We start from the raw sequence: 23,055 nt of genomic DNA, 5'->3' as shown, positions 1-23,055 counted from the left end.
ATTTGACATTTCAGCCCCCCAATTTGTCGAAACCCCGTGCGGGCGAGATCGTGGCGGTCATCCGCCGCATCCTCCAGGAAAATGGCCGCGATTATCGGGGCGCGTATATTTTCACCATCCTCTGCCTGCTGACCGTGTCGGCGACGACGGCGCTCGCCGCCTGGATCATGAGTCCGGTCGTCAACCAGATCTTCTACGAACGGCGCGGCGACCTGATCCCATGGATCTGCGCCGCACTGCTCGGTGCCTTTATCCTGCGCGGCCTTGCCGGCTACGGCCAGGCGGTGACGATGGCCAGGATCGGCAACAATCTGGTGGCGCGCTATCAGCAGCGCATCTTCAACCACCTGATGAAGCTTGGCGTCTCCTTCTTCAACGACACAAGGTCCGGGCGGCTGGCCGCGCAGGTCAACGAGAACGTCAACGGCATTCGCGACCTTTTGTCGATGACGGTGACCTCGACCGCACGTGATGCCGTCTCGCTGGTCGGCCTGGTCGGCGTGATGATCTACCAGGATCCGATACTCTCCTTGAGTTCGCTGCTGATCGGGCCGCCGCTGATCTGGACCGTCACCTATCTGATGCGCCGGGTGCGCCGCATCACGCGCGAATCGGTGCAGATCAACTCGCGGCTGATCGGCGCCATGCAGGAAGCCACGCAAGGCATCGCCATCGTCAAGGCCTTCACCATGGAGGACGAGCTGTCGCGCCGGATCAGCCAGCTCGCCGAGGATGCCGAACAGCGGTCGAACAAGATCGCCCGCGTCTCCGAGCGGCTGACGCCGGTTTCCGAACTGCTGGCCGGCATCGCATTCGCCAGCGTCATCGCTTATTCCGGCTACCGGGCCACCGTTCTCGGCCAGCCGCCGGGCGCGGTGTTTTCCTTCATCACGGCGCTGACGCTTGCCTATGATCCGGCCCGCCGGCTGGCGCGCATGCAGGTCGGCATGGAGCGCGCGCTGGTCAATGCGCGCATGATCTACGAGCTTCTCGACATCGAGCCGCAGCAGAGCGACGCCCAAGGCGCCGCCGAGGCGAAATTCACCTCTGGCGAAGTGCGCTTCAACAATGTGTCCTTCCGCTATGTCGAGGAAGCGCCGGTGCTGCAGGATCTGAGCTTCGTCGCCGCCGCCGGCAAGGTGACGGCCATCGTCGGCGCTTCGGGCGCCGGCAAGACGACGCTGGTGGCGCTGCTGCAGCGCTTCTACGACGTCGAGGCGGGCACGATCGAGATCGATGGCCAGGACATCTCAAAGGTCACCAAACAGTCGCTGCGCGGCTCCATCGCCTATGTCTCGCAGCAGCCCTATCTGTTCGAGGGCACCATCCGCGACAACATCCGCTACGGCCGGCTGAGCGCCACCGATGCCGAGATCGAACAGGCCGCAAGGCAGGCCGCGGCCGACGACTTCATCCGCCAGCAGCCGCAGGGCTACGACACGCCGGTCGGCGAGAACGGCGTGACGCTGTCGGGTGGCCAGCGCCAGCGCGTGTCGATCGCTCGGGCCATCGTGCGGCAGGCGCCGATCCTGTTGCTCGACGAGGCGACATCGGCGCTCGACAACGAGGCCGAGGCCCGTGTCCAGCAGGCGCTGACAAAGGTCATGGAAGGGCGCACCACCATCGTCATCGCGCACCGGCTGTCGACGGTGGTCAATGCCGACCATATCATCGTCATGGAACAGGGCCGGCTGGTCGAAGAGGGCACGCACGCCTCGCTGATGGCCGATCCGCACAGCGTCTATGCCCGCTTCCACCGCATCCAGGGCGTCAAGGGCCTGGGGCTTGTCGATGACAGCGCGCCGATCCGGATTTCGGCTCCGAACATTGAGACGCAGAATATCGCCGGGAGCACGACATGAGCGAGACATCAGCAACCGACGGACCGGCAAAGGATATGGGCCTGGTCGTGGTGGGCGCTGCCGGCCGCATGGGCCAGACGCTGATCCGCGCCATCCACACCATCACTGGCGCGCGGGTCATCGGCGCGGTCGAGCGGGCGGATTCGCCCCATCTGGGCAAGGACGCCGGCGAACTCGCCGGCATTGGCCGCATCGATGTGGCGATCAGCGGCGATCCGCTACCGGTCTTCGCCAAAGCCGATGGCGTGCTCGACTTCACCACGCCTGCTTCGACGGTCGAATTCGCCGGCTACGCGGCACAGGCGCGCATCGTCCATATCATCGGCACGACCGGTTGCACGGCCGACGACAATGCCAGGATCGCGGCGGCGGCGCGCCACGCGACGATCGTCAAGTCGGGCAATATGAGCCTCGGCGTCAATCTTCTGGCGGTGCTGGTCGAACAGGCGGCGCGCGCGCTCGACGCCGAGGATTTCGACATCGAGATCCTCGAAATGCACCATAAGCATAAGGTCGATGCGCCATCGGGCACAGCGCTGCTGCTGGGTGAAGCCGCCGCCGCCGGGCGTGGTATCGAGCTTTCAGGCAATGACGTACGCGTCCGCGACGGCCACACCGGGGTGCGCAAGACGGGCTCGATCGGCTTTGCCACGCTGCGCGGCGGCTCTGTCGTCGGCGATCACAGCGTGCTGCTGGCCGGCACCGGCGAGCGCATCACGTTGGCCCACCACGCCGAGGACCGCGCCATCTTCGCTCGAGGCGCCGTCAAGGCGGCGCTTTGGGCGCGCGGCAAGAAGCCAGGACTGTATTCGATGCGGGACGTGCTCGGCCTCAGCTAAGCGGCCAAACTGCCAACTTTGAATGGAGCAAACATGTCGAGAACCCTCGTGCTCGTGCGCCACGGCCAGAGCGAATGGAATTTGAAGAACCTGTTCACCGGCTGGCGTGACGTCGACCTGACCGAGCAGGGCCACGCCGAGGCCAAGGCCGCCGGCCAGAAGCTCAAGGCGCGCGGCCTGAAATTCGACATCGCCTTCACCTCGGCGCTGATCCGGGCGCAAAAGACCTGCCAGCACATTCTCGACGCGGTCGGCCAGAGCGACCTGAAGACCGTCCGCGACCAGGCGCTGAATGAGCGCGACTATGGCGACCTCTCGGGCCTCAACAAGGACGATGCCCGCAAGAAGTGGGGCGAGGAGCAGGTGCATGTCTGGCGCCGTTCCTACGACGTGCCGCCGCCCGCCGGCGAGAGCCTGAAGGACACCGGCGCCCGCGTCTGGCCATACTACCTGCACGACCTGCAGCCGCACGTGCTGCGCGGCGGCACCGTGCTGGTCGCCGCGCACGGCAACTCGCTGCGCGCGCTGATCATGGCGCTCGACGGCAAGTCTGGCGAGGAGATTGTCAAGCTGGAACTCGGCACCGGCGTGCCGGTCATCTACCAGCTCAACGCCGATTCGACCGTCGCGTCCAAGGAAGTGCTGGCGGACTAATGGTCTCTTGAGCCGGCAACCGAGCAACGCATCAAAAAAGCGCGTTGACACACATCGCTTGCCCGCTTACATGAGCCCGCACCAGCCCAGATGGCGGAATTGGTAGACGCGCACGGTTCAGGTCCGTGTTCCGCAAGGAGTGGAGGTTCGAGTCCTCTTCTGGGCACCATTTCTCTTCGGAGAAGCCACTATATCCAAGGAAATCAAGGCGTTGAGCGTCCCCGGAGGTCCACCTGAAGGTCCCTCTGGAGGCTCACCCTTGAACATAAATCTCCCCTACGTTCACCAACCCGCAGGCAAGACGCACTATCGCTATCGGCGAAAGGTGCCGGCATTCCTGAGGCAGGCGCTTGGAAAGACAGAAATCATTCTCCCGTTGGGCAGGACGCCCGCCGAGGTGCTGCGACATTACGACCGGGTGCACAGGCAAGCCGAGGCCGAGTTGAAGGCGGCAACGAAGGGGCAGTCTGCAAAGGCCCAGCCCAAGACCGATCTTGAGCGCTACCAATGGGCCACACGACAGGTTGCCGAATGGGGACCGATGACCTCCGATGTGGCTGACGCATTGGCCGACCATCTGGAGGAAACCGGGCAGGTAGAGCTTTACCGTGCCTTGGTGGTGCCAGATCGCAAGCCCGAGCCGACCCTTGCGGATGCCGTCAAGCTCTACCTCAAGGAGAAGGTCGAGGGTACGGCTGACGAGACCAAGAAGCGACAACGGGTGGAAAGGGTGCAGGGTCACGTCAAGAAAGCGCTGGGTCGGGGTGATCCTCAGATCAGATCACTGACAAAGGCCGATGCCCGGGAGGTCAGGGATCACATGCTGGCAGACAAGGACATGGCCCCCGCCACGGTTCATCGCTATCTGAATGACCTCAGGGCGATCCTCAATTACGCCAGCGGGGAGATGGACGAGGTGAGGGGTTGGCTTAGTCCGTTCAACGGGCTGGAGGTCAAGAAGCAGACGCTGGCCAAGGAGGACCGCAAGCCGTTCACCGAGGGTCAGCTTAAGGCAGCCAGGGCACGGGTTCTGGGTCACGCTTCGGCCGACCTTCAACGTATCTGGCGGATGCTGGAGCAGACCGGGTGCCGGCTGGCCGAGGTCACCGGGCTCATGGTCGAGGATGTCCATGTTGATGGCATCACCTATCTCGACCTCAAGGTTCACCCGCATAGACGCCTGAAGAACGCCGGGAGTGTTCGCCGGGTGCCGCTGGTCGGGGACGCGCTCAAAGCCGCTCAGGAGGCGCTCAAGGCGGCAGGCGAAGGCGCGATGCTATTCGAGACCTACGCCCGTGAAGGGGGCGCTACGGCAGCCTCAGCCACACTTATGAAGCATGTCCGCAAGGTGGTTGCTGATCGCAAGGTCACGGTGCATTCGCTGCGGCACACGCTCAAGGACAAGCTCGTCAGGGCCGATGTGCCCGAGGCCGTGCAGAACATGATCCTTGGTCATTCGTCGGGTGCCGTCAGTGAGGCTTACGGTGGACCCGAGGCGAGGCTTGAAGTGGCGACAAGGGCGCTACGGAAGGCTCTCCAAGTCGCATCTTGAGGAAGTCGGCAAGGTGGTTGACCGGGTCGGAATGCCCATGCAACCTACCGAACGTCCTCATCGAAGAGCAACCGATGCAACAACTCAAGTCGATCTTCATCTCCTACTCCTGGGACAGCGAGGACCATAAGGCATGGGTCAGGGCACTCGCCGAGCGGCTGGTCGCAAACGGCGTACACGTTCATCTTGACCAATGGGACGTGCGGTATGGTGAGAGCCTTACTCAGTTCATGGATACGTGCCTGCCAGAGAGTGATTTCGTTCTGGTGGTCTGCACGCCTGCTTACAAGTCGAAGGCGACAATCCGGCAGGGTGGCGTCGGGTATGAGGCCCAAATCATCTCCGCGCGCATTGCGGCTTCGATTGCACGCCATAGGTTCGTCCCGGTGCTGCGAACCGGAGCCCTTCGCCCAGACGATCCCGACGCAGCTATACCGGCCTATCTCCAGGGCGTATTGGCTCTGGACATCCGCAAAGATGAAGACTTCGAAGTGCAGTTCGAGAACCTCCTGCGGCATATTTATGGCGTGCCCGCAATTGCTCGTCCGCAACTTGGTGGCCCACCGGCCTTTGTTAATGATCCAGCGTTCGGAAACGCCCTACTGAGGCTCGCCCATCGAGATGTAGAGCACTGGGAACTCCAAAGTGGGGTGGTCAGAAACGAACTGCACCCGGACACCTTTCACATCCCGGACGAAGCAAGACGACGAACACTCAAGGTAGGCGACGTCGTCAAGCTCATGTTTGACTATGAATACCCCGACGAGTGGGACCACGATGGTTTGACGGGCGAGCGCATGTGGGTGGAAATAAGTGCGCTCCGAGGACCGTACTTCGTCGGCACTCTTCACAATGACCCGGTTTGCATAGCGGATTGGCATGACTTGGCTCATGGCAGCCAAGTGACCTTCTTGCCCGAACACGTCATTGATGTGGACGACGACGAGAGGTAGGCGTAAGTGCAGGGCCACCCTTACGCTGAATTGTCCTTTTTGTGGTCGAAGTCCCACACCATCCGCCCTGCGGGTTTCCGCAGCCCGTATTTCTGGATCACCAGAGTGGGTGATTTAGGGGGGCGGAAATATCCTAAGAAAATTTCCTTACGGGTGATCGGATAAGAGGCACGCGCCACGACCCCCCGTACCCGCCTCAGGGTTCACGATAAGAGCCCTGACCGGCTGCGCCTGACCTTGGCCATTGCCGCGCCTTGAAAGGTGCCCGCGCTGGCGAGGGATCGGCGCGGACCCATTGGGGCCTCCACTAGCACAGGGCAACAGCATTCGAGCGCCGAGCCTCGCAAACCCCTTGATTTCTCTATGGCATTGGGTCATCTTATGGCATTGCTGCTGCACAGCCATAGGAATGCACCATGAATGTCTTCGGCTACATCCGCGTTTCCACCTTCGAACAGGCCAATTCAGGCGAGAGCCTTGAGACCCAGAAGCGGGCAATTGAAGGATATGCCATGATGAAGGGCTGGACGATTACGGAGACGTTCACAGAGGCCGGTGTGTCCGGTTCGGTCCCGTTGGCCGAGCGTCCCGAGGGTCAGCGCATGTTGGCAGGCACAACGTCTGGTGACATCATCATCACACCCAAGCTCGACCGCATGTTTCGCAATGCGACCGACGCCTTGGTTACCCTTGAGGAACTGAAGGGGTCCAAGGTTGAGTTGCACATGCTGGACCTTGGCGGCGACGTGTGCGGCAACGGCATTTCCAAGCTGGTGTTCACGATCCTGTCAGCCGTGGCAGAGAATGAGCGCGACCGCATCAGGGAACGCATCCGGGATGTGAAGCGGAGCATGGCGTCCCGTGGCCTCTACAACGGCGGCAAGGCCCCCTTTGGATTTGATGTGGTTGAGGGTGGACTGGTACCGAATGAGGCCCAGCAGGCCACGCTGGCCCGTATGGTGGCCATGCGCGCCGACAACCAGAGCTACAACAGGATTGGGCAGGAGGTCGGCATGGACATGAAGACGGTGAGCCGCATCCTTGCGAGGCAAGCGAGCGAATAGGTGGCCCACTAGCTATGACGGTCTTACATTAGACTTCGCTGAATAACGGACCCACTAGCACCACGCAACGCTCTTCGCCCAGATCGACCATCCTGTGCAGACCCGACAGGCACCCTCGTTGCTCCTTCCGAGGCGCTTGAAGGTGTCGCCGCAAAGCGTTCACGCTGCGCGTTCGGGGTGGTCGGTCTTGGTGAGGTGCTGGCCCAGGACGGAAAGACAGCGCATCGGGTGCGCTCTCCTCCATCTTCACAATGTTCAGGCGTGTGCCTGCTTATCGATGCCTTTCCCGGTGGACAGGCTGAACGAAGCTTAGTGCGTCAGGTGCACTAACCTCCAGATCAAGAAAGATCATAACATGAAGGAGCGAGAATGAGCGCTGGAGAGACCCTCCAGGAATTGACCATGCAGTTCACGGGTGCCGGTACGGGTCCGCCCGAACTGCGCCTAAAGGCTATCGAGACGGTCCCCGAGTTGTTCCAGCCGAGGGGCGGGATTAGCGAGCGGCACGTGTCGGAACTGGTCAAGGCAATCAAGGCAGTCGGGAGCCTCGACCCGGTCACCGTCATGGTGGTCGGGAACAGGACCATTCTGATCGATGGACACCACCGCATTGAGGCCTACGGAGCCGCTCAATGGAACCAGCCGGTGCCTGTCAGGTATTTCGATGGTTCACCCGAAGATGCCCTCGTGGCGGCTGGAGAGGCCAATTCCAAGGCCAAGCTGCCGATGGACAATACCGACCGTCAGAACTTCGCTTGGCGGCTGGTGGTGATCGGCAGGCATAGCAAGGCCGCAGTGGCCAAGGCGTCTGGTATCTCGACTTCTCAGGTTGCCACGATGCGGAAGGTCAAGGCGAGTTTGGGTGAGCAGGCCGACGACTATCCGACATGGTTCAAGGCAAGAAATACGGCTTCGAGAAAGGATGCGGGAGAAATGTCAGAAGCTGAGATCGATCAATGGAAACAGCAGATGGCAGACCGATATACGGACATGCTTGCAAAGACCTTCTCGACGCGCCTTGCGAGGGACCCCGAGATTGCCGCCATGGCCCTTTCGGCATACTTCGGAAGACGCCTTCAGGATGTCGTTTCGGAACTCCAAGGGTTCCTGCCCGAGGGGGACGAAGGGGAGTTCTGACAGGACCCTGTACACACCTTACGCTGTACTAATTGTATAGGGCGTTCCGACCCCGGGGCGCCCTTTCCACATCACCACGAAAGGAGACAATGAGCCCAGATGAGAAAGCGCTGGTCACGCTACGGTTGCCCCGATGGGACCCGAACGACCACGTTGACCGATATGTCACCCATGAGGCCGTCACGGCATTCATGGCGGAATACCTCGACCGATACCCGGATGGACGACCGCTGTATGAGAAGAGCAGCCCAGTCGAACCCTGGACGGGGCCACGGAATGCAGCAGGCGAGCAGACTTATCTGCCGACCCTATGGGCCATCCTCGACACCGTGTCCGATCCCGGTGACCTTACCTCGATACAGGTTGTTCATCTGGTCATGACCTCGACCGAGAACGAAAGCTACATCGCCGCCGACTGGGACGAGATGGTCGAAGGCAAGAGGCTTGCAGCCAAGGTCCGCCAGGACGCCGACAGACGGAGCAAACGGCACAAGCTCGACCATGACGACAGGGCCGAGCGGGGAGGCCGGGAACGGCTGACGCTCGACCACATACCGGGCCAGCGGGTGATCCCCGACGAGGCCCTTTCACAGCGCGCGAAGATGCGCCGAACGAAGTCACTTAAGGAAGCGAAGGAGCGGCGAGACCATAGGCGAAAGATTGCCGAGGGTGTCGTGATCCAACCAAGCAAGGAGAAATGGCGGGCAATGAGCCCAGATCAAGTCAAGCAATACCATCAGACCATCGACCGACTGGTTGCCATGGGCACCCTCGATCCGCTCACCGTGGATGAGGCGGAGAACCCTGAGGGGTCCCCGATTGCGTATCTCTACCGAATGGGTCGGATGACCTCAAAGGGGGACCGAGCGTGACGCCGGATTGGATCAAGCGGCGGGACCATGTGTCGACCTATCCGACCCGGGAAGCGGCCCTTGCCTTGGTCGAGTGGATCAAGGCGGACGACTGGGAAACCACCACCAAGCTCGACCGGAGGCTGGCAGGTATCGGCATAACTTGGACCGAAGATTTCTGCGTGGCTGCCGAGCGGTGCTATGAAATCTACGGATATCCCGAACTCGAGCCGGTGGCCCGTGCAAGGCGAATTGTCGAGGCGTCTATGAGGCCTACAGCGCCACGCAGAGAGGCCACCGGAGGCAGCGGCGGCGTTTCCGCATCATTGACCCCGGCCACACCCGACGCCAGCCCTGAAGGCCAAGAGACGATGACCTACGGGTTCACGCCTCGACGCTGACCGCGTCCACCACCACCGCACATCAACAGCAATTGAACAGGTCTCGGGGCAATGCCGCTCCGGGGTCGACGCATGATCATTGAAGGAACGAACAACATGACCCACTATGACGATAACCCGAACAAGTACCAGACCGACAACACGCCCGTGGCTCAGGCCATGTTCAGGGCACAGGAAGCGCAGGCCGAGGCTGACAAGGCGAAGCAGATGGCCCTTGCGTTCGAGGCCAAGGAACGCGCTCAGAAGGAAGAGATTGACCGTGCAGTTGAGCTTTCCATGTCTAAGTTCAACCAGCAAATCGCCGCGCAGCGTCTTGGAGTGAAGACCCAGGGGGCGATCCGGTCTCAGGACGTCGGAGTGATCGCGACAAAGGAGACCATCGAAAGCACGAACGTCCGCATACCGTCGCTCTCGAATTATGAGGTGAGCTTCACCCAAGCCAAGGACATGGCCGAGACTGGGCAGATCAGCAAGGCCGAGTTTAATGCGGCGGTGGCGGATGGCTTGGCGAAGCGTGGGTTCAAGGCACCACCGTCTTTTTAAGTGCCGTAGCGGACCAGAATGCCGAGGCGGGTGACACCGCTCCGGTTCCGACTACGGCCAGCAACACCGACGAGGCTGACAAGGCCGAAGTGCCAGATGACCTTGAAGCCATGGACCCATCCGAGATCGAGGCGATTGCGGATAAGGCGATCACCGCGTTCAACGAGACCATGGACCGAGACACGGCTGACGTCATCGTGGCTAAGTTCACCCTTGACGGGACGCTAGACGCCAGCGTCATCGGGGTCGACCAGCAGACCCTCGACGCGACCGTGAAGGCATTTGAGAACCGCATGACGAGCGAATGTCTGGCACCCGTGGGGCTCACCCTAAGCGACTACCTTGACTGTTGTGACGAGGCGGACTTACCAGCGATCCGGTCGCTTGTCGTGAAGGGCGATTGGAAGACCATCGCGGAACACGCGCAGCGGGTTAGAACCGCACTTAGTCAAGTAGACGAATGAACCTTCTCGCCTCCGATGCGCCGCCCCAAGAGGTGTGTCGGAGGCGGGCCATTGGACAACCGCAAGACCCAGCCATCGGATGTGGGGCTTGCTCGCGTGATGTGCCGCCGTGTACACGATGCTCAGGATTGGGGAGGGTGGAATGGTATTGGTACCGGCCTATAGCCAGATGTTGTGGCCAGCGGTTGTCGCGCTCAAAGAGCTTGGTGGGTCCGCGACCAACGACGAATTGCTCACGAAAGTAATCGAGGTAATGCATCTCTCGGCTGAGGTCCAGAACGTTCCCCACACGGACGGGCGACAGTCCAAAGTCAGCTACAATCTTCATTGGGCCAAGACCTACCTCAAGAAGGCAGGGTACGTGGACAACAGTGTGCGTGGAGTATGGGCGCTCACCGACGCCGGAGAGAAGGTCTCGGAAGCGGCGGTAGCTCAGGTTCCTTCACTGGTCAGAAAGATGGACGCCGACGCGAGGAAAGCTGCACCCGTGAGCAGCGAAGAACCCGCTCCTGACACGATCGACATAAATTGGAAAGACGAACTGCTAGACTGCCTCAGGAAGATCCAGCCAGACGCCTTCGAGAGACTGTCGCAGCGCCTGTTGCGTGAGGCTGGCTTTATCAAGGTCGAGGTGACAGGCCGCGCTGGCGACGGTGGCATCGATGGCATTGGAGTGTTGAGACTGAACCTCCTTTCCTTTCAGGTCCTGTTTCAATGCAAGCGTTACAGCGGTTCGGTAGGACCCAGCACGATCCGTGACTTCCGTGGCGCAATGGTCGGGCGGAGCGATAAGGGACTGTTGATAACCACCGGCACCTTTACTGCCGAGGCGAAGAAGGAGGCCACGCGCGACGGTGCCCCTGCGATCGAGTTGATTGACGGCGAACAGCTATGCGATCTTCTCAAGCAGCTAAGGCTTGGGGTCTCGACGGAGATGGTTGAGAAGGTTCTGGTTGACCCCGGTTGGTTCAGCAAGGTGTGAAGTGCGGCGGGCAGTCGCCCCTTCATGAAGATGCGGCTTGACCGAGGTCCACCGTTAAGCCATCTTAGAGGTCCACCGAAGCAGGAACCTCCGGAGACACTTAGCCGCTCCAATCCCTTGGTATGTAAGGCTTTGCGCCAGATCGGCAGCCGGTTCGATTTTGATCCGTCACGCCTCTTCTGGGCACCATCATACCCCAAGTGTATGATGGTGAAACGTTTTTGATGTCGCTCGGCAATTTGGCCCAGTTGCAGTCACTTCAGGATGAAGAGATCGACGCAGCCCGATTCTCGGTTGCGCAAGGCGAACTAGACGGGGCGGTCAACCAAATGGTCCCGCTTTGTGCCAGCCCACCGCTCCGAAACCAGTAACCGTGTCATTGGATGATTTTTCCAGCGCTGGGAAAAGGAAAGCGACCCGAGCGCCAGCACATTGTCATCCTGGCGCGGCATCGTGCGAAGTTTGAAAGGGCGCCTTGGCCTCAAAGCCAATGATATCCGCACGATCGACGCGGGCGATATCGTCGACTGGAAGCATGCCTTGGTAAAATCCGGAAAAGCTTCCAAGACAATTTCGAACGGGCATTTGGGTTGCGCTCATGCATTGTTCCGGTTCGGCGTAGCGAAAAGGTTGATGGATGCGGATCCAGCAGAGGGTGTCCGCGTCTCTCGGAAACTGAAGCCGGGTACAAAGATGCTCGCATATGAGAACGATGAAGTTGCTCTGCTCTTGGAACTGGCATCTGCAGCCCCGGAGCCTTGGAAACGGTGGCTGCCATGGCTTTCCCATCCCCCACTGATAATGCTCACCGGAGCCGCGGAACGGAGCCAGTGCTATTGACCTCGAAAACGGACCATGTTCGCCTTTTGTGCTTCGAATGCGCATAAAAGGGCAGTCTGGAATGGCCCTTCCAAAGGAGCAACGTCGATCAGCAATATCGTCCCGCGCAGGATCACCCCGCCGAAAATATCTTCGGTGTTGCCGAAAAAGTGAAGTCGTCTATCGACGCGATGCGCATCAGGATGCCGGGCCGGAGCGGCGGTCCCGGAACCGGTTCCAGGGATGCATGCGGTTGGCGACCTGCACCGCGATCGAATGAAACGGAACCGGCTTCATGTTGGTGACCGGCAAAGGCATCTGCTCGTCCCCGCGTCGGCCTGCTGCCCAGCGGCCGATTTCCTGGCCTAGTGACATTGCCAATGCCACGCCGCGGCCGGAATAGACGCCGCCAAACACGAGGCCGGGCGCCAGGCGATAGAGGCGAGGCCTGCGATCAGGCACCACGGCAAAGGTGCCATGCCAGTATTCCACGATCGCCGGTTCGCCGCCGAATGCCCGAAAAGCCTTGCCCAGCATGCTTGAGACCTTGGCGCGACCGCGGTCGGCCTCGTCGAACCAGAATGTATGCGTGCCGCCGCTCACCAACCGGCCGTCGACGTCGTAGTGGAAATAGCGGATGTCGTTGCGCATGTCGGACACCGCGGGGTTGCCGACAAGGATCTTGGTGCGCAGGTCTTCCGGTAGCGGGTTTGTCGCGGCCTGGAAGACCTTGAACGGCATCAGTGTCTTCTTCAGCCCAGGCCAGAGGTTGCCGGTAAGCGCATTCGTGGCAAGCACCACTTCTGGCGCCGTGACGCTTCCCGTCGCGGTGAAGACGCGCCAGCCGCCTTCGACCTTCTCGATGCGAGACGCCGGGGCGTTCTCGAAGATGGTCACGCCTTCGCGCTCAAGGGCGCCGGCAAGGCCAATGGTCATGGCGAACGGATTGATGTGGCCGGAATTGTGCACCATCCAGCCGCCGAGATAGGGGCTGCCGATGCGCGCGGTGGCTTCGGCCCGGTCAAGCCAGGAGACATTGGCGCCGAAGGCTTTCCACTCCTCGTGGAACTGGCGCGCGCGGGCAAGCGTGGCCTCGGTGTGCGCGGGCTGGATCCAGCCTTCCTGGACCTGGTGGGCGTCGATGTTGAAGCGCTGCATGAGGCCGAAGGCGACGCCGGCCGCATCCGCAACCATGCGATTGTAGCGCTCGCCGATCGTCTTGCCGTAGACGGCCTCGAACTCAGCCGGCGAGGCCTTGGAATGGTGGGAGATGACAAGGCCGTTGTTGCGGCCCGACGCCGCTGATCCGATCTCGTTGCTCTCAAGCAGGATGACGTTGACGCCGCTGTCGCGCGCGCCGAGTGCCGCGGCCATGCCGGTGAAGCCGCCGCCGACCACCAGCACGTCTGTCTTCAGATCGCCTTGCAGCGCCGGTGCGGCCGGGCGCCTGTTCGCGGTCTTGCGCCACAGATGCGGTGTCTTCCAGTCGACCTCAAACATGAAGGACGTCCTCGCTGGCGCCACCGAGATAGTGCTCCCTCAGGGCCGAATGCGCGGCCATTTCCTGCGCCGGACCATGCAGCTTCACCTTGCCGGTGTTGAGCAGGTAGGTGTAGTCGCCGCATTCGAGCGCCAGCTGAACGTTCTGCTCGACGAGCAGGATCGAAATGCCGTTACGCGACAGGTCGAGGATGATGCGGAAGATCTGGTGGACGATCTTCGGGGCGAGACCGAGAGACGGTTCGTCGAGCATCAGAAGCTTCGGCTCGGCCATCAGCGCGCGGCCGATCGCCAGCATTTGCTGCTGGCCGCCGGACATACGGCTTGCCATGCCGTTGCGCCGTTCCTTGAGCACCGGAAACAACTCGAACACCTCCGCGCGCAACGCCTCGAAACTCTTCCCGCCGCGACCGATATGGGCTGCGACCATGTTTTCCTCTACCGTCAGGCGCTGGAAGATCTGCCGGCCTTCCGGGCAGTGGGTGATGCCGAGACGCACGACCTGTTCGGGGCGCATCCCGGTGATGTCGCGTCCCTCGAACGCGATACTGCCGGCGGTGGGCCGCGCCACGCCGGAGACGGAGTTTAGCAGCGTCGTCTTGCCGGCGCCGTTGGGACCCAGGATGACGACGATCTCGTGCGGATCGACGTCAATGCTGATGTCCTCAAGAACGCCGACGCGCCCGTATCCCGAGCTGAGCCCGGCGATCCTGAGCAGCGGCTCGGATGTCGTCGATGTCATTGGCGGTTCCCAGATAGGCGAGTTGGACGTCGGTGCTTGCCTGCACCTCGGTGGGCGTGCCCCGGAAGAGCAGTTTTCCGTGATGCATGACGATGATGCTGTCGCAGAGCGTCATGACGAGATCCATGTCGTGCTCGACGACGATCATGATGCGGTCGGGCGAACGCAACGCGGTGAGTTTTGCCGTCAGCTCCGCCGTCTCGTGGTGGTTCAATCCGGCGGCGGGCTCGTCGAGCAGCAGGACGCGCGGATTGGCGGCCAGCGCGCGGGCGATCTCCAGCATGCGTTGTCGGCCATAGGGCAGGCCGCCGGCATCGACGTCGGCATAGCCCTGAAGGTCAAAAAACCGCAGGATTTCCATACATTTTTCACGCCGGCGCCGGCGCTGGGCGTTGGCAAAGGGTGGCCAGATCACTTCCCTCCAGGCGGCCGCAACCTCGGCGGGATAGAAACAGACCTCGAGATTCTCGATAACCGTCATCTGGTCGAAGAGGCGGATGTTCTGATAGGTGCGGGCAATTCCCGAATTGGCGATCTGGTATTTCTTGAGCTTGTCGAGACGCTTGCCGTCGAGCGTGATCGAACCGGAGGACACCGTGTAGGAACCCGCCGTCATGTTGATCAGCGTCGACTTGCCGGCGCCGTTCGGTCCGATCACGCCGTGGATCATGCCGGGGACGAAGGCGGTCGACACGTCGTCGATGGCGACGACCTCGCCATACACCTTGCGAAGGCTCTGAAAAACCAGCGTCATTTTCCGAAAAGTCCCCGGATCAGTTTCTCCGGTCCGAAGCTGCGCGGCACGATGCCGGCCGGGCGCGCGATGATCAGCGAGATCATCAAAAGACCGAGGAAGAGGATGCGCCATTCGGCGAATTCGCGCAGCAGCTCCGGCAGCAGGATCAGGATTGCCGCGCCGGCGACGATGCCGAAGATGTTGCCGATGCCGCCGACCACGATCATCAGCACTATCAGCACCGATTCCTGCAGCGTGAAGCTTTCCGGGCTGACGAAACGCTGCGATGCGGCGAAGATCGCGCCGGCTATGGAGCCGATCGTGGCCGAGGTGGCGAAAGCGGCAAGCTTGGCATTGGTGGTGTTGATGCCGATGCCGCGCGCGGCGTCCTGGTCCTCGCGGATCGCCGCCCACGCCTTGCCGAGGATGGAGCGTTCGAGCCGCCAGACCACGGTGCCGACGATGAGCACGGTGATCAGCAGCAACCAGAAGAAGTCGATCGGCCGGGCAATCTGAATGCCGAGGATCGAAGCCTTGTCGAGGCGGGCAATGCCTTGCGGCCCTCCGGTTAGCCAGTCGAGATTGTTGATGATGATGCGGATGATCTCGCCGAAGCCAAGTGTGACGATGGCCAGATAGTCGCCGCGCAATCGCAACACCGGAATGCCAAGCAATATGCCGGTGACCGCGCCAATGCAGGCGGCGACGAGCAGGATGAGCAGGAACGGCATATGCAGGCCGAGCTGGGGGCTTGCCAGCAGCCCGTAGCTGTAGGCGCCGACCGCGTAGAAGGCGACGAAGCCGAGATCCAGCAGTCCCGTATAGCCGATCACGATGTTCAGGCCAATGCCGAGCAGGATGTAGATCAGCAGGCTGTTGAGAACACGCACATGGTAGTTGGGGAGGAACGGCGTGGCCACGATCAGCGCGATCGCGATGGCGAGGACGAGCCAGGAGATGGTCCGGTTCGCACGCGGGCGAGCCGTGGCGAGGGTGTCGGCGGCGGCCATCAGAATTCCCTCTTGTACACGATGCTTTCCTCGGAGACGGCCTCGCCGAGTATGCCGGCGGGACGGACCAGGAGCACGAGTATGAGGATCGCAAAGGCGAGAACGTCGCGATATTCGGTGCCGAGCACGCCGTTTGTGACAATGGGCAGCAGCGCGGTTCCCCACACTTCGATGAAAGCCAGGATGAAGGCGCCGAGCATGGCGCCGGGGATCGAGCCGATGCCGCCGAGGATAGCCGCGGTGAAAGCCTTCAGCCCGATGACGGCGCCCATGCTGGGCGACATGATGCCATAATAGCTGGAATAGAGGATGCCGCCGGCGGCACCCAGAAGCGGCCCGACAAAGAACACCATCGAGATGGCGCCGTTGACGTTAATGCCAAGCAGCTGCGCGGTCGGGCGGCTTTCCGAAACGGCGCGCACGATGATGCCGATACGGCTGCGGTTGACCAGGACATGCAGGCCGAACATCAGCACGAAGGCGGCGATCAGGATGCCGATCTGCATCAAGGTGATGGTGCCGCCCATCACCTGATAGCGGACGACGGGAAAGAAGCTGGGAAAGGCGACCGGCTGTGGGCCGGCTAGGATCTGCACCCCGGTGACGAGCGACAATGAGACGCCGAGCGAGGACAGCATCGGCGCGAGCCGGGTGGAGCTTCTCAGCGGTTTGTAGGCGACCCTTTCGATGCCGACGCCGATGAGGCCGACGAGGAAGATCGCCACGAGAAAGGCCGCGGTAAGCGCCAGCGCGCCCGACATCCCGACATCGCCGACCAGCAGGCTAAGCGCCAGAAACGCGGCATAGGCGCCGAGCATGAACATCTCGCCATGGGCGAAGTTGATCATGCGCAACACGCCGTAGACCATGGTGTAGCCGAGCGCGATCAGGGCGTAGATCGAGCCGATGGTCAGGGCATTTACCGTTTGTTGGATAAGGTTTCCCAGCATGGGCCGGCGTCCTGTGCCTGCAACCCCATGGACCGGTCGAACCGGGAAGGGGAATGGTCGACGAGGCCGCCCGTATTTGCGGCAGGCACGCCCGTCAACAGATGAAGGAGCCGCTTCGCGCGTCGCGATGCGGCTCCGGCGGTCTGGCTGCTACTTCGAACCGACGAGCTGGAAGCCCGTTCCCTCCACCTTGTAGAGGTAGGATGGGGCGACTTTGAGTTCGCCGGTTTCGTCGAATTCCAGCTCGCCGACGACCGTCTTCGCCTTGACCGCATGCAATGCCGCGTTGAGGTCCTCACGCGTCAGGCCTTTCGTCGTTTTCAGCACTTGTTCCAGGATCTGGCCCTGCACATAGCCGTAGATCGAATACGGGCCGGCTTCCTCGCCATACTTTGCCTTGTAGAGCTTGGCGAAATCGGCGATCTCGGGGGAGGCATCCATCGGCGGCACCTGGATCGCGACAAGAGTGCCCTGCACATTGGCTTCGCCGGCCTGCTTGATGAGGTCGGGCGTGTAGCCGCCATCCGGTACCATCAGCGCGGCGGCGATGCCTTGCTCGTGCATCTGCTTGGCAAACAGCGCAAGCTGCGGCATGACGGCGCCGAGATAGATCGCATCGGGCTTCTTGGATTTGATCTGGGCCAGCACGGCGGTGAAGTCCACGTCGGACGGCCCCACGGCAATGGTATCGAGGACCTTGCCCCCGCCGGCTTCGAAGTTCTTGGCGAAGATTTCGGAAATGCCCTGGCCGAAGACCTGCTTGTCGTTCACGATCACGGCAGTCTTGGCGCCGAGCTTGCCCAGCGCATATTCGGCCGGCAACAATGCCCCGGCCAGGTCGTTGGCCACCGGGCGCACCATGAACTTGTAACCTTGCTTGGTGAGAGACGGATTGGAGCCGAAGGTCATGGTCGGCAACGTGCAGTCTTCATAGATCGGCAGCGTCGACTGGGCGACGCCGGAATTGAAGTTCACCAGGCCAAGCACGACCTTATCATTGTCGCAGAATTTTTGGGCCACGAGCGTTCCCTCGCGCGGGTCGGCCTTGTCGTCCTGCTGGTCATAGGCAATGGTTACGCCATTGACGCCGCCATCGGCGTTCAGCTTGTCGACGTAGAGCTTGAAGCCATTGTGCCAAGTGCTGCCGAAATAGGCCTGCGCGCCCGAGAGCGGCGCGGACATTCCGACGGTGATCTGCTCGGCCATGGCCGGCGCTGCAAAAAGCGTGGCGCCGAGAAGAAGTGTGGCGATAGATTTTTTCATCATGGTTCCCCTTAGCTGCTGACTACGACAGGGGAGGCCGTTCCGGTCTTCTTCCCCGTGTAAGCCCATCGAAGCAGACAAAGAGAGCGCCGTCAAGAAAGTGTCGACACTATTGCGTTCAATTTTGTGCTCAGATATCGATTATGCGTCGCGAACCCTTCGGCGACGCTTCAACTCGGCGCCGTTGTCGGGCGCGAAAACCTTGAGCAGGGCGTCCTTGAGCGCCTGCTGCGTGGCGGAGACGGTCATTTCGATATGTTCACGCAACAGTTTCGCGCCGTTCTCGGCATCGCGCTTGACCGCGGCTTCGACGATGGCCGAATGGGAGGTGATCTGTGCCTTGTCATGCGAGGGGTGTTCGATCTGGATGCGCCGGATAAAGCGAATGCGGGCATTGATGGAGCTTAGCTGTCCGACGAGCTCAGGATTTCCGGACAGTTCGGTGATGAGCAAATGAAAGCCTTCGTCCTCGGCCAGGATGATATCCGGAGGCTGGTTCGGGTAGACATCGACAATCGCTTCCCAATACTGCCGCAATCGGTCGATCTCGCTGTCGTCCGCGCGCTCGCACATCAGCTTGAAGGCGGCGCATTCGATGATGGAGCGCAGCTCATAGAGATCGAGCAGGCCCTCGGTGCTGAGGCTCCTGACGAAGAAGCCGCGATTGGGTGTGAGCGAAACGAAGCCTTCGGAGGCGAGCCGGTTCAGTGCCTCGCGGATCGGCGTGCGCGACACGCCGAGGCTGCGCGAAAGCTGGACCTCGTTGATGCGTTCGCCAGGCTTCAGCTTGAACTCGACCAGAAGCTTGCGGATGGTGAGGTAAGCGCGCTCGCTGCTGTCGGCGGCGCGGCGCGTCTCGGCCTCGTTCGCGAAGGACGGGACGTTGTCGGCGCCAGTCTCGGCTCGTTCGGTCATGAAGGTTCCAGTCCGGTTTGTCTGCAGGTTGTGTCGACACTTTATGATGCACCTTTCTTTCCCAACTTCAGGGGAATGGCAAGCCACAGGTCGCAGCCCGGGAGGCAAGTATGATCATCGGTATTCTTGGCGTCGGGCATCTGGCGGCCTCCATGCTGGCTGGGTTCCTGCGTTCCGGGCTTGACCCCGCGGCATTCATCCTGTCGCCGCGCGGCAAGGCCGCGGCACTTGCCGCCCGCCATGGCTTTCAATTGGCGGTGGACAATCGCGATCTCGTCGAACGGTCCGATCTCGTCATTCTGTCCGTGCGGCCCACCCATGCGCCGGATGCAGTTCAAGGCTTGCCGTGGCGCGAAGGTCAGGTGGTGGTTTCGGTCTGCGCCGGGGTTCTGCTGTCACGGCTCGATGTCGCTCCCGCGCTCGCTGTGCGCGCCATGCCATTCACCGCTTCGGAGATTGCCTCCAGTCCGACGGTCTATTTCCCCGATCTGGAGCAGGCGCGGACGGTTCTTGACCGGCTCGGCCCCTCGATCGCTCTTGCCAGCGAAACCGACTTCGAGGTGGCGACGGTCAGCGCCGCCGTGTACGGCTGGGCGCAGGATCTGATCCGCAACACAGCCGATTGGTCAAGCGCCAGAGGTCTCGACCCGGCAATCGCGCGCCGGCTGGCGGCAATGACCTTCGTGGCGGCCGGGCGGCTGATCGCGGAGAAGAGCGAGCCGATGGATCAGATGCTCGAAGAGCTGGTGACGCCGGGCGGCATCACCGAGCGGGGGCTGCAGGTTCTTTCGGCGCGCGGGGTGCCGGCGGCCTGGGAGGAGGCCTGCGCGGCCGTGCTCGACAAATTGACCCGACCTGGCTGATGCGCGGTCACCGCTGCGGGGCTGGTGGATAGGTGTGGCCACCGGCGGCCTGTTCGCTGGGCGTGACGGTCAGTTCGGCGATGTCGACATGGTCCGGCATCCGCAGCGCGACGACAAGCACGGCCGCGATATCGGCCGGGCCGAGCGGCCGCTGCTCGCTGTACATGCGCCTGCGCAGGCCCTCGCGGTCGCCGTCGAAGGCCTTCAGGTAGAAATCCGTTTCCACACGGCCGGGCGCGATCTCGGTCAGGCGCACGCCGGTGCCAGCGAGATCGAAGCGCAGGATGCGGCCGGCTTGGGAGAGGCCGGCCTTGGCCGCGCCATAGGTCGCCGTGCCGGGAAACACGGCGCCGGCTGCCGTGCTGGTCAGGTTGAAGATGTGGCCGCGCTTGCGCGCGATCATGCCGGGCAGCAACAGGCGGATGAGCTGCAACGGCGCGGTGAGGTTCAGCGCCACCACCCCGGCTGTTTCCTCGGCATCCTGCTCCTGAAGAGGACGCACTGTGGCCAGACCGCCGGCATTGTTCACCAGCACGTCGATTTCCGTCGAACCGAGTGCCGAGGCGATCGCCTGATGGTCGCGCACATCGGCGACAAGCGGCTTGACGCGGGGCCCGAGCCGTTGCTGCAAGACCTGTAGCGCGTCCTCGCTGCGCGCCAGCGCATGGACGGTCAATCCTTCGGCCACCAGGCTCTCGACGATTGCCGCGCCGATGCCCTTCGAGGCGCCGGTAACAAGGGCTGTACGGTAATCCATGGTTGCTCTCCAAAGTCGCTATGATCAAAGCGCGCCGCGTTCGGCCACCGTTTTCAAAATGTCGACGAGGCCGCCCTCGCGTGCCGCCTTCAGTTCACGCTGGCTGCGCTCTCCAACGGCTGCATCCGTCGAAGCCGTGATCGCGCGGATCGTCTCGACGTCGAGCTTGGCATCGAGCAGCGTGTCCCAGATCGCCTGATAGGTCGGGCCATATTTGTGCAGGAAATCCTCGATGCCATCGGCGTTGAGGCTGTTGGAAATGAACGAGCCCTGCAGCGTCCACTTCGGTCCCGGCCCGTACATGAAGGCTCGATCCACGTCCTCAACGGAGGCGACGCCGTCGCGCACCAGCGCAATCGCCTCGCGCCACATGGCGCCCATCAGGCGCAGGGCGATATGACCGGTCACTTCCCGGTTGAGCGTCACCGGCTTCTTGCCGATCGCCTCATAGAGGGCGCGCGCCCAGGCGATCGCCTGTGGATCGGTCGCGTTGCCGCCGACGATCTCGACAAGCGGCATCAGATGCGCCGGGTTGAAGGGATGACCGAGCACGATGCGGCCGGGCAGGCGGCATTCGGCCTGCATGTCGGACACCAGCAGCGCCGAGGAGGAGGAGGCGATGATGACCTCGTCACCGACATGGTCTTCGATTTCGGTGAGCAGCCGGCGCTTGAGGGCGAGGTTTTCCGGCCCGTTCTCCTGCACGAAGCCGACGCCTTCGAGCGTCTCGGCGAGCGTCGGGAAAAGATGGAGCGCACCGGCTGCCTGCGAGGGACCCTTCAACGCGTCGAGGTCGGCCATGAGGGCGGGTAACACCTCGCTGAATGCCGTCTCGCGCCGATCGGTGGGATCGAACACGCGAACCGCATGGCCGGCATGGGCAAAGCAAGCCGCCCAACGCTGACCGATCACGCCGAAGCCGACAATGCCGATAGTCAGCTTTTCCATCAGCTGACCTTTCTGCCATCAAGCGCGACGCGAAAGGCCTCGTTGAGGTCGTTCCATGGGATCAAGAGATCGAGCCAAGCACCGATCCGGCCAGCGACCAGGATTGCCTCGTCGATCAGGGCATCGAAGGGATGGCCGTCGCCCATCGCCGCCTCGAGCCGGAAAAGCAGAGCCGGCGTTTCTTCCATGTGGCAGAAGTCGCGCAGGCGGGTGCCGGTCTTGTTGAGCGCGAGCGCGGCCGTCTGCCGCCGCACGGCCTCGTCCCTGCCGCGCGCCGCGCGGATCCACCACAGCAGCTCGTGCAGCACCCGCGCTTCCGACTCCGCTGTGAAGACGGGACCTGCCGGGTGCATGATCGCGCGGGACGCGGTGACATTGCTGATATCGGCGGGACAAGCCGCCCACAACGCCTTGCGCGCGGCGATGATATCCCGCGGGAGCGGCGACGGCGCCGACGGCCCGGGCACGCCGCCATCCGATTGGACCAGCGTGCCTTCCAGAATGCGTCGGCCCTGGTCCCGTTTCAGTGTCGCGGCGAGCTCGGCTATGCCTTCCACCGGTGCGTCAAGGTGGCCGAGAACGGTGATCTCGGCATTCTCCGCCTGAAGCGGCGCGAAGGTGATTTCGAGGAACTGGCGCACCGGCCAGTAGATGAAGGCGCCGGCGGTCGCGGCAAGCACATGCGTGGCACCCTCGACATCCTCCACGAAGGGCGCATGCCAGTAGATATGGCTGCCGGCGATCTTGGGCGTATGGAGTTGCAGGCGCATTGGCAGCGCCGAAAGCAAGGCGCGGCGGGTGCGGCCGGCATTGCCGCTGAGCCGCAGCGGCCAGCTTTGCCCCTCGGCCGAGAAAATCAGGTCCATCTTATTTTCCAGGATTGAAGAACGAGACGGGCTTGAGGATCTGGTTGCGCATGTCGAGCAGATAGTCGGTCTCGATCACCTTGCGCCGGTAGGCCTGCCATTCAGGATCGGCCTCCATGCGGTCGCGCCGCTCTTCCCGGTCGGCAAGGCTGTCATATTTCCACAGATGCACGGTGCGCGAGAGGTCGCCGATATGTGTCTGGAAGAAGCCGAAGGGCTCGCCCAGATAATGCCGCTGCATCGGCAGGCCGACCTCCTCGTAGAGGGTGAGGAAATGCGACAGCTTGTTCGGGCGGGCGGTGTAAATGCGGTGGTCAAAGATCATCTTGGCACTCCTTCTGGCATCTGCTCCGGCGCTCCGGCGCCGGTTAGAATGGTCTGTCC

General features: G+C 62.2%; 25 protein-coding genes and 1 tRNA gene. 14 read left to right on the top strand and 12 right to left on the bottom strand.

Going from position 1 to position 23,055, the window contains the following annotated elements; genetic code table 11:
* Nucleotides 1-2: 2 nt before the first annotated feature.
* The 13 genes from LB558_RS10230 (at nt 3) to LB558_RS10170 (ending at nt 11,302) form a co-directional block, all read left to right on the top strand.
* The gene (locus LB558_RS10230) at nt 3-1,862 is read left to right on the top strand and encodes an ABC transporter ATP-binding protein (protein WP_224697447.1); all 1,860 of its coding nucleotides are present in this window, start codon (nt 3-5) and stop codon (nt 1,860-1,862) included.
* The gene (gene dapB, locus LB558_RS10225; protein WP_224697446.1) at nt 1,859-2,701 is read left to right on the top strand and encodes a 4-hydroxy-tetrahydrodipicolinate reductase; all 843 of its coding nucleotides are present in this window, start codon (nt 1,859-1,861) and stop codon (nt 2,699-2,701) included. The genes LB558_RS10230 and dapB overlap by 4 nt, the downstream gene beginning before the upstream one ends.
* A 33-nt stretch (nt 2,702-2,734) precedes the next feature.
* Entirely contained in the window at nt 2,735-3,355 is a 621-nt protein-coding gene (locus LB558_RS10220) for a 2,3-bisphosphoglycerate-dependent phosphoglycerate mutase (RefSeq protein ID WP_224697445.1), read from the top strand.
* An 84-nt stretch (nt 3,356-3,439) separates the two neighbouring features.
* Nucleotides 3,440-3,524 (top strand) — tRNA-Leu (locus LB558_RS10215).
* A gap of 90 nt (nt 3,525-3,614) precedes the next feature.
* Nucleotides 3,615-4,907, top strand: coding sequence for a site-specific integrase (locus LB558_RS10210; protein ID WP_224697444.1), 1,293 nt, complete (start codon nt 3,615-3,617; stop codon nt 4,905-4,907).
* Between the two features lie 74 nt (nt 4,908-4,981).
* Nucleotides 4,982-5,860: a toll/interleukin-1 receptor domain-containing protein gene (locus tag LB558_RS10205; RefSeq protein ID WP_224697443.1), complete on the top strand. Its 879-nt coding sequence runs from the start codon at nt 4,982-4,984 to the stop codon at nt 5,858-5,860.
* Nucleotides 5,861-6,276: 416 nt separating this feature from the next.
* Complete coding sequence (locus LB558_RS10200; protein WP_224697442.1) at nt 6,277-6,924, top strand: recombinase family protein; 648 nt, start codon at nt 6,277-6,279, stop codon at nt 6,922-6,924.
* 369 nt (nt 6,925-7,293) lie between these two features.
* A complete protein-coding gene (locus LB558_RS10195) occupies nt 7,294-8,061 on the top strand; it encodes a ParB/RepB/Spo0J family partition protein (protein WP_224697441.1) in 768 nt (255 codons plus the stop codon).
* Between the two features lie 89 nt (nt 8,062-8,150).
* On the top strand, nt 8,151-8,933 hold the full coding sequence (locus LB558_RS10190; protein ID WP_224697440.1) for a hypothetical protein: 783 nt from the start codon (nt 8,151-8,153) through the stop codon (nt 8,931-8,933).
* Nucleotides 8,930-9,313 carry a hypothetical protein gene (locus tag LB558_RS10185; RefSeq protein WP_224697439.1) on the top strand — a complete coding sequence of 128 codons (384 nt, stop codon included), beginning with the start codon at nt 8,930-8,932 and terminating at the stop codon, nt 9,311-9,313. The genes LB558_RS10190 and LB558_RS10185 overlap by 4 nt, the downstream gene beginning before the upstream one ends.
* A 72-nt stretch (nt 9,314-9,385) precedes the next feature.
* Nucleotides 9,386-9,856: a hypothetical protein gene (locus tag LB558_RS10180; protein WP_224697438.1), complete on the top strand. Its 471-nt coding sequence runs from the start codon at nt 9,386-9,388 to the stop codon at nt 9,854-9,856.
* Nucleotides 9,857-9,945: 89 nt separating this feature from the next.
* Nucleotides 9,946-10,320 carry a hypothetical protein gene (locus LB558_RS10175; RefSeq protein ID WP_224697437.1) on the top strand — a complete coding sequence of 125 codons (375 nt, stop codon included), beginning with the start codon at nt 9,946-9,948 and terminating at the stop codon, nt 10,318-10,320.
* Between the two features lie 142 nt (nt 10,321-10,462).
* On the top strand, nt 10,463-11,302 hold the full coding sequence (locus LB558_RS10170; RefSeq protein ID WP_224697436.1) for a restriction endonuclease: 840 nt from the start codon (nt 10,463-10,465) through the stop codon (nt 11,300-11,302).
* Between the two features lie 435 nt (nt 11,303-11,737).
* Here LB558_RS10170 and LB558_RS10165 read toward each other — a convergent pair whose 3' ends face one another.
* The 8 genes from LB558_RS10165 to LB558_RS10130 all read right to left on the bottom strand — a co-directional run bounded on the left by LB558_RS10165 (nt 11,738) and on the right by LB558_RS10130 (nt 19,237).
* Nucleotides 11,738-11,902 (bottom strand): hypothetical protein, encoded by a 165-nt coding sequence (locus LB558_RS10165; protein ID WP_224697435.1) that lies wholly within the window; start codon nt 11,900-11,902, stop codon nt 11,738-11,740.
* Between the two features lie 417 nt (nt 11,903-12,319).
* Nucleotides 12,320-13,621, bottom strand: coding sequence for an NAD(P)/FAD-dependent oxidoreductase (locus tag LB558_RS10160; RefSeq protein WP_224697434.1), 1,302 nt, complete (start codon nt 13,619-13,621; stop codon nt 12,320-12,322).
* The gene (locus tag LB558_RS10155; protein ID WP_224697433.1) at nt 13,614-14,363 is read right to left on the bottom strand and encodes an ABC transporter ATP-binding protein; all 750 of its coding nucleotides are present in this window, start codon (nt 14,361-14,363) and stop codon (nt 13,614-13,616) included. Before LB558_RS10155 ends, LB558_RS10160 begins: the two co-directional genes overlap by 8 nt.
* A complete protein-coding gene (locus tag LB558_RS10150) occupies nt 14,287-15,117 on the bottom strand; it encodes an ABC transporter ATP-binding protein (RefSeq protein ID WP_224697432.1) in 831 nt (276 codons plus the stop codon). Before LB558_RS10150 ends, LB558_RS10155 begins: the two co-directional genes overlap by 77 nt.
* Complete coding sequence (locus LB558_RS10145) at nt 15,114-16,109, bottom strand: branched-chain amino acid ABC transporter permease (RefSeq protein ID WP_224697431.1); 996 nt, start codon at nt 16,107-16,109, stop codon at nt 15,114-15,116. Before LB558_RS10145 ends, LB558_RS10150 begins: the two co-directional genes overlap by 4 nt.
* Complete coding sequence (locus LB558_RS10140; RefSeq protein WP_224697430.1) at nt 16,109-17,059, bottom strand: branched-chain amino acid ABC transporter permease; 951 nt, start codon at nt 17,057-17,059, stop codon at nt 16,109-16,111. Before LB558_RS10140 ends, LB558_RS10145 begins: the two co-directional genes overlap by 1 nt.
* A 150-nt stretch (nt 17,060-17,209) precedes the next feature.
* Nucleotides 17,210-18,322: a branched-chain amino acid ABC transporter substrate-binding protein gene (locus LB558_RS10135; RefSeq protein WP_224697429.1), complete on the bottom strand. Its 1,113-nt coding sequence runs from the start codon at nt 18,320-18,322 to the stop codon at nt 17,210-17,212.
* 141 nt (nt 18,323-18,463) lie between these two features.
* Nucleotides 18,464-19,237, bottom strand: coding sequence for a GntR family transcriptional regulator (locus LB558_RS10130; RefSeq protein ID WP_224697428.1), 774 nt, complete (start codon nt 19,235-19,237; stop codon nt 18,464-18,466).
* A 110-nt stretch (nt 19,238-19,347) separates the two neighbouring features.
* Between LB558_RS10130 and LB558_RS10125 the strand changes: the two genes are divergently transcribed.
* Entirely contained in the window at nt 19,348-20,100 is a 753-nt protein-coding gene (locus tag LB558_RS10125) for a pyrroline-5-carboxylate reductase family protein (RefSeq protein ID WP_224697427.1), read from the top strand.
* A gap of 7 nt (nt 20,101-20,107) precedes the next feature.
* Here LB558_RS10125 and LB558_RS10120 read toward each other — a convergent pair whose 3' ends face one another.
* From LB558_RS10120 to LB558_RS10105, 4 genes are read right to left on the bottom strand one after another with little or no spacing between them, the layout of a single operon-like run.
* Complete coding sequence (locus tag LB558_RS10120) at nt 20,108-20,857, bottom strand: SDR family oxidoreductase (RefSeq protein ID WP_224697426.1); 750 nt, start codon at nt 20,855-20,857, stop codon at nt 20,108-20,110.
* A 24-nt stretch (nt 20,858-20,881) separates the two neighbouring features.
* Nucleotides 20,882-21,805, bottom strand: a complete 924-nt coding sequence (locus LB558_RS10115; RefSeq protein ID WP_224697425.1) for a 3-hydroxyacyl-CoA dehydrogenase NAD-binding domain-containing protein — start codon at nt 21,803-21,805, stop codon at nt 20,882-20,884.
* Nucleotides 21,805-22,671: a hypothetical protein gene (locus tag LB558_RS10110; protein WP_224697424.1), complete on the bottom strand. Its 867-nt coding sequence runs from the start codon at nt 22,669-22,671 to the stop codon at nt 21,805-21,807. Before LB558_RS10110 ends, LB558_RS10115 begins: the two co-directional genes overlap by 1 nt.
* Before the next feature lies 1 nt (nt 22,672).
* The gene (locus tag LB558_RS10105; protein WP_172349171.1) at nt 22,673-22,996 is read right to left on the bottom strand and encodes an NIPSNAP family protein; all 324 of its coding nucleotides are present in this window, start codon (nt 22,994-22,996) and stop codon (nt 22,673-22,675) included.
* Nucleotides 22,997-23,055: the final 59 nt, after the last annotated feature.

The organism is Mesorhizobium sp. CO1-1-8 (assembly GCF_020164875.1).
In the GTDB taxonomy this organism is placed as follows: Bacteria; Pseudomonadota; Alphaproteobacteria; order Rhizobiales; family Rhizobiaceae; genus Mesorhizobium.
Note: the sequence above shows the minus strand (reverse complement) of the source record. Positions and strands in the feature narration are given on the sequence as shown.

Excerpts from the sequence above, each read along its gene's own strand:
- dapB (WP_224697446.1), top strand. The coding sequence starts at position 1,859 with ATGAGCGAGACATCAGCAACCGACGGACCGGCAAAGGATATGGGCCTG.
- LB558_RS10220 (WP_224697445.1), top strand. The coding sequence starts at position 2,735 with ATGTCGAGAACCCTCGTGCTCGTGCGCCACGGCCAGAGCGAATGGAAT.
- LB558_RS10205 (WP_224697443.1), top strand. The coding sequence starts at position 4,982 with ATGCAACAACTCAAGTCGATCTTCATCTCCTACTCCTGGGACAGCGAG.
- LB558_RS10200 (WP_224697442.1), top strand. The coding sequence starts at position 6,277 with ATGAATGTCTTCGGCTACATCCGCGTTTCCACCTTCGAACAGGCCAAT.
- LB558_RS10195 (WP_224697441.1), top strand. The coding sequence starts at position 7,294 with ATGAGCGCTGGAGAGACCCTCCAGGAATTGACCATGCAGTTCACGGGT.
- LB558_RS10190 (WP_224697440.1), top strand. The coding sequence starts at position 8,151 with ATGAGCCCAGATGAGAAAGCGCTGGTCACGCTACGGTTGCCCCGATGG.
- LB558_RS10180 (WP_224697438.1), top strand. The coding sequence starts at position 9,386 with ATGATCATTGAAGGAACGAACAACATGACCCACTATGACGATAACCCG.
- LB558_RS10170 (WP_224697436.1), top strand. The coding sequence starts at position 10,463 with ATGGTATTGGTACCGGCCTATAGCCAGATGTTGTGGCCAGCGGTTGTC.
- LB558_RS10165 (WP_224697435.1), bottom strand. The coding sequence starts at position 11,902 with ATGAGCGCAACCCAAATGCCCGTTCGAAATTGTCTTGGAAGCTTTTCC.
- LB558_RS10160 (WP_224697434.1), bottom strand. The coding sequence starts at position 13,621 with ATGTTTGAGGTCGACTGGAAGACACCGCATCTGTGGCGCAAGACCGCG.
- LB558_RS10155 (WP_224697433.1), bottom strand. The coding sequence starts at position 14,363 with ATGACATCGACGACATCCGAGCCGCTGCTCAGGATCGCCGGGCTCAGC.
- LB558_RS10150 (WP_224697432.1), bottom strand. The coding sequence starts at position 15,117 with ATGACGCTGGTTTTTCAGAGCCTTCGCAAGGTGTATGGCGAGGTCGTC.
- LB558_RS10145 (WP_224697431.1), bottom strand. The coding sequence starts at position 16,109 with ATGGCCGCCGCCGACACCCTCGCCACGGCTCGCCCGCGTGCGAACCGG.
- LB558_RS10140 (WP_224697430.1), bottom strand. The coding sequence starts at position 17,059 with ATGCTGGGAAACCTTATCCAACAAACGGTAAATGCCCTGACCATCGGC.
- LB558_RS10135 (WP_224697429.1), bottom strand. The coding sequence starts at position 18,322 with ATGAAAAAATCTATCGCCACACTTCTTCTCGGCGCCACGCTTTTTGCA.
- LB558_RS10130 (WP_224697428.1), bottom strand. The coding sequence starts at position 19,237 with ATGACCGAACGAGCCGAGACTGGCGCCGACAACGTCCCGTCCTTCGCG.
- LB558_RS10125 (WP_224697427.1), top strand. The coding sequence starts at position 19,348 with ATGATCATCGGTATTCTTGGCGTCGGGCATCTGGCGGCCTCCATGCTG.
- LB558_RS10120 (WP_224697426.1), bottom strand. The coding sequence starts at position 20,857 with ATGGATTACCGTACAGCCCTTGTTACCGGCGCCTCGAAGGGCATCGGC.
- LB558_RS10115 (WP_224697425.1), bottom strand. The coding sequence starts at position 21,805 with ATGGAAAAGCTGACTATCGGCATTGTCGGCTTCGGCGTGATCGGTCAG.
- LB558_RS10110 (WP_224697424.1), bottom strand. The coding sequence starts at position 22,671 with ATGGACCTGATTTTCTCGGCCGAGGGGCAAAGCTGGCCGCTGCGGCTC.
- LB558_RS10105 (WP_172349171.1), bottom strand. The coding sequence starts at position 22,996 with ATGATCTTTGACCACCGCATTTACACCGCCCGCCCGAACAAGCTGTCG.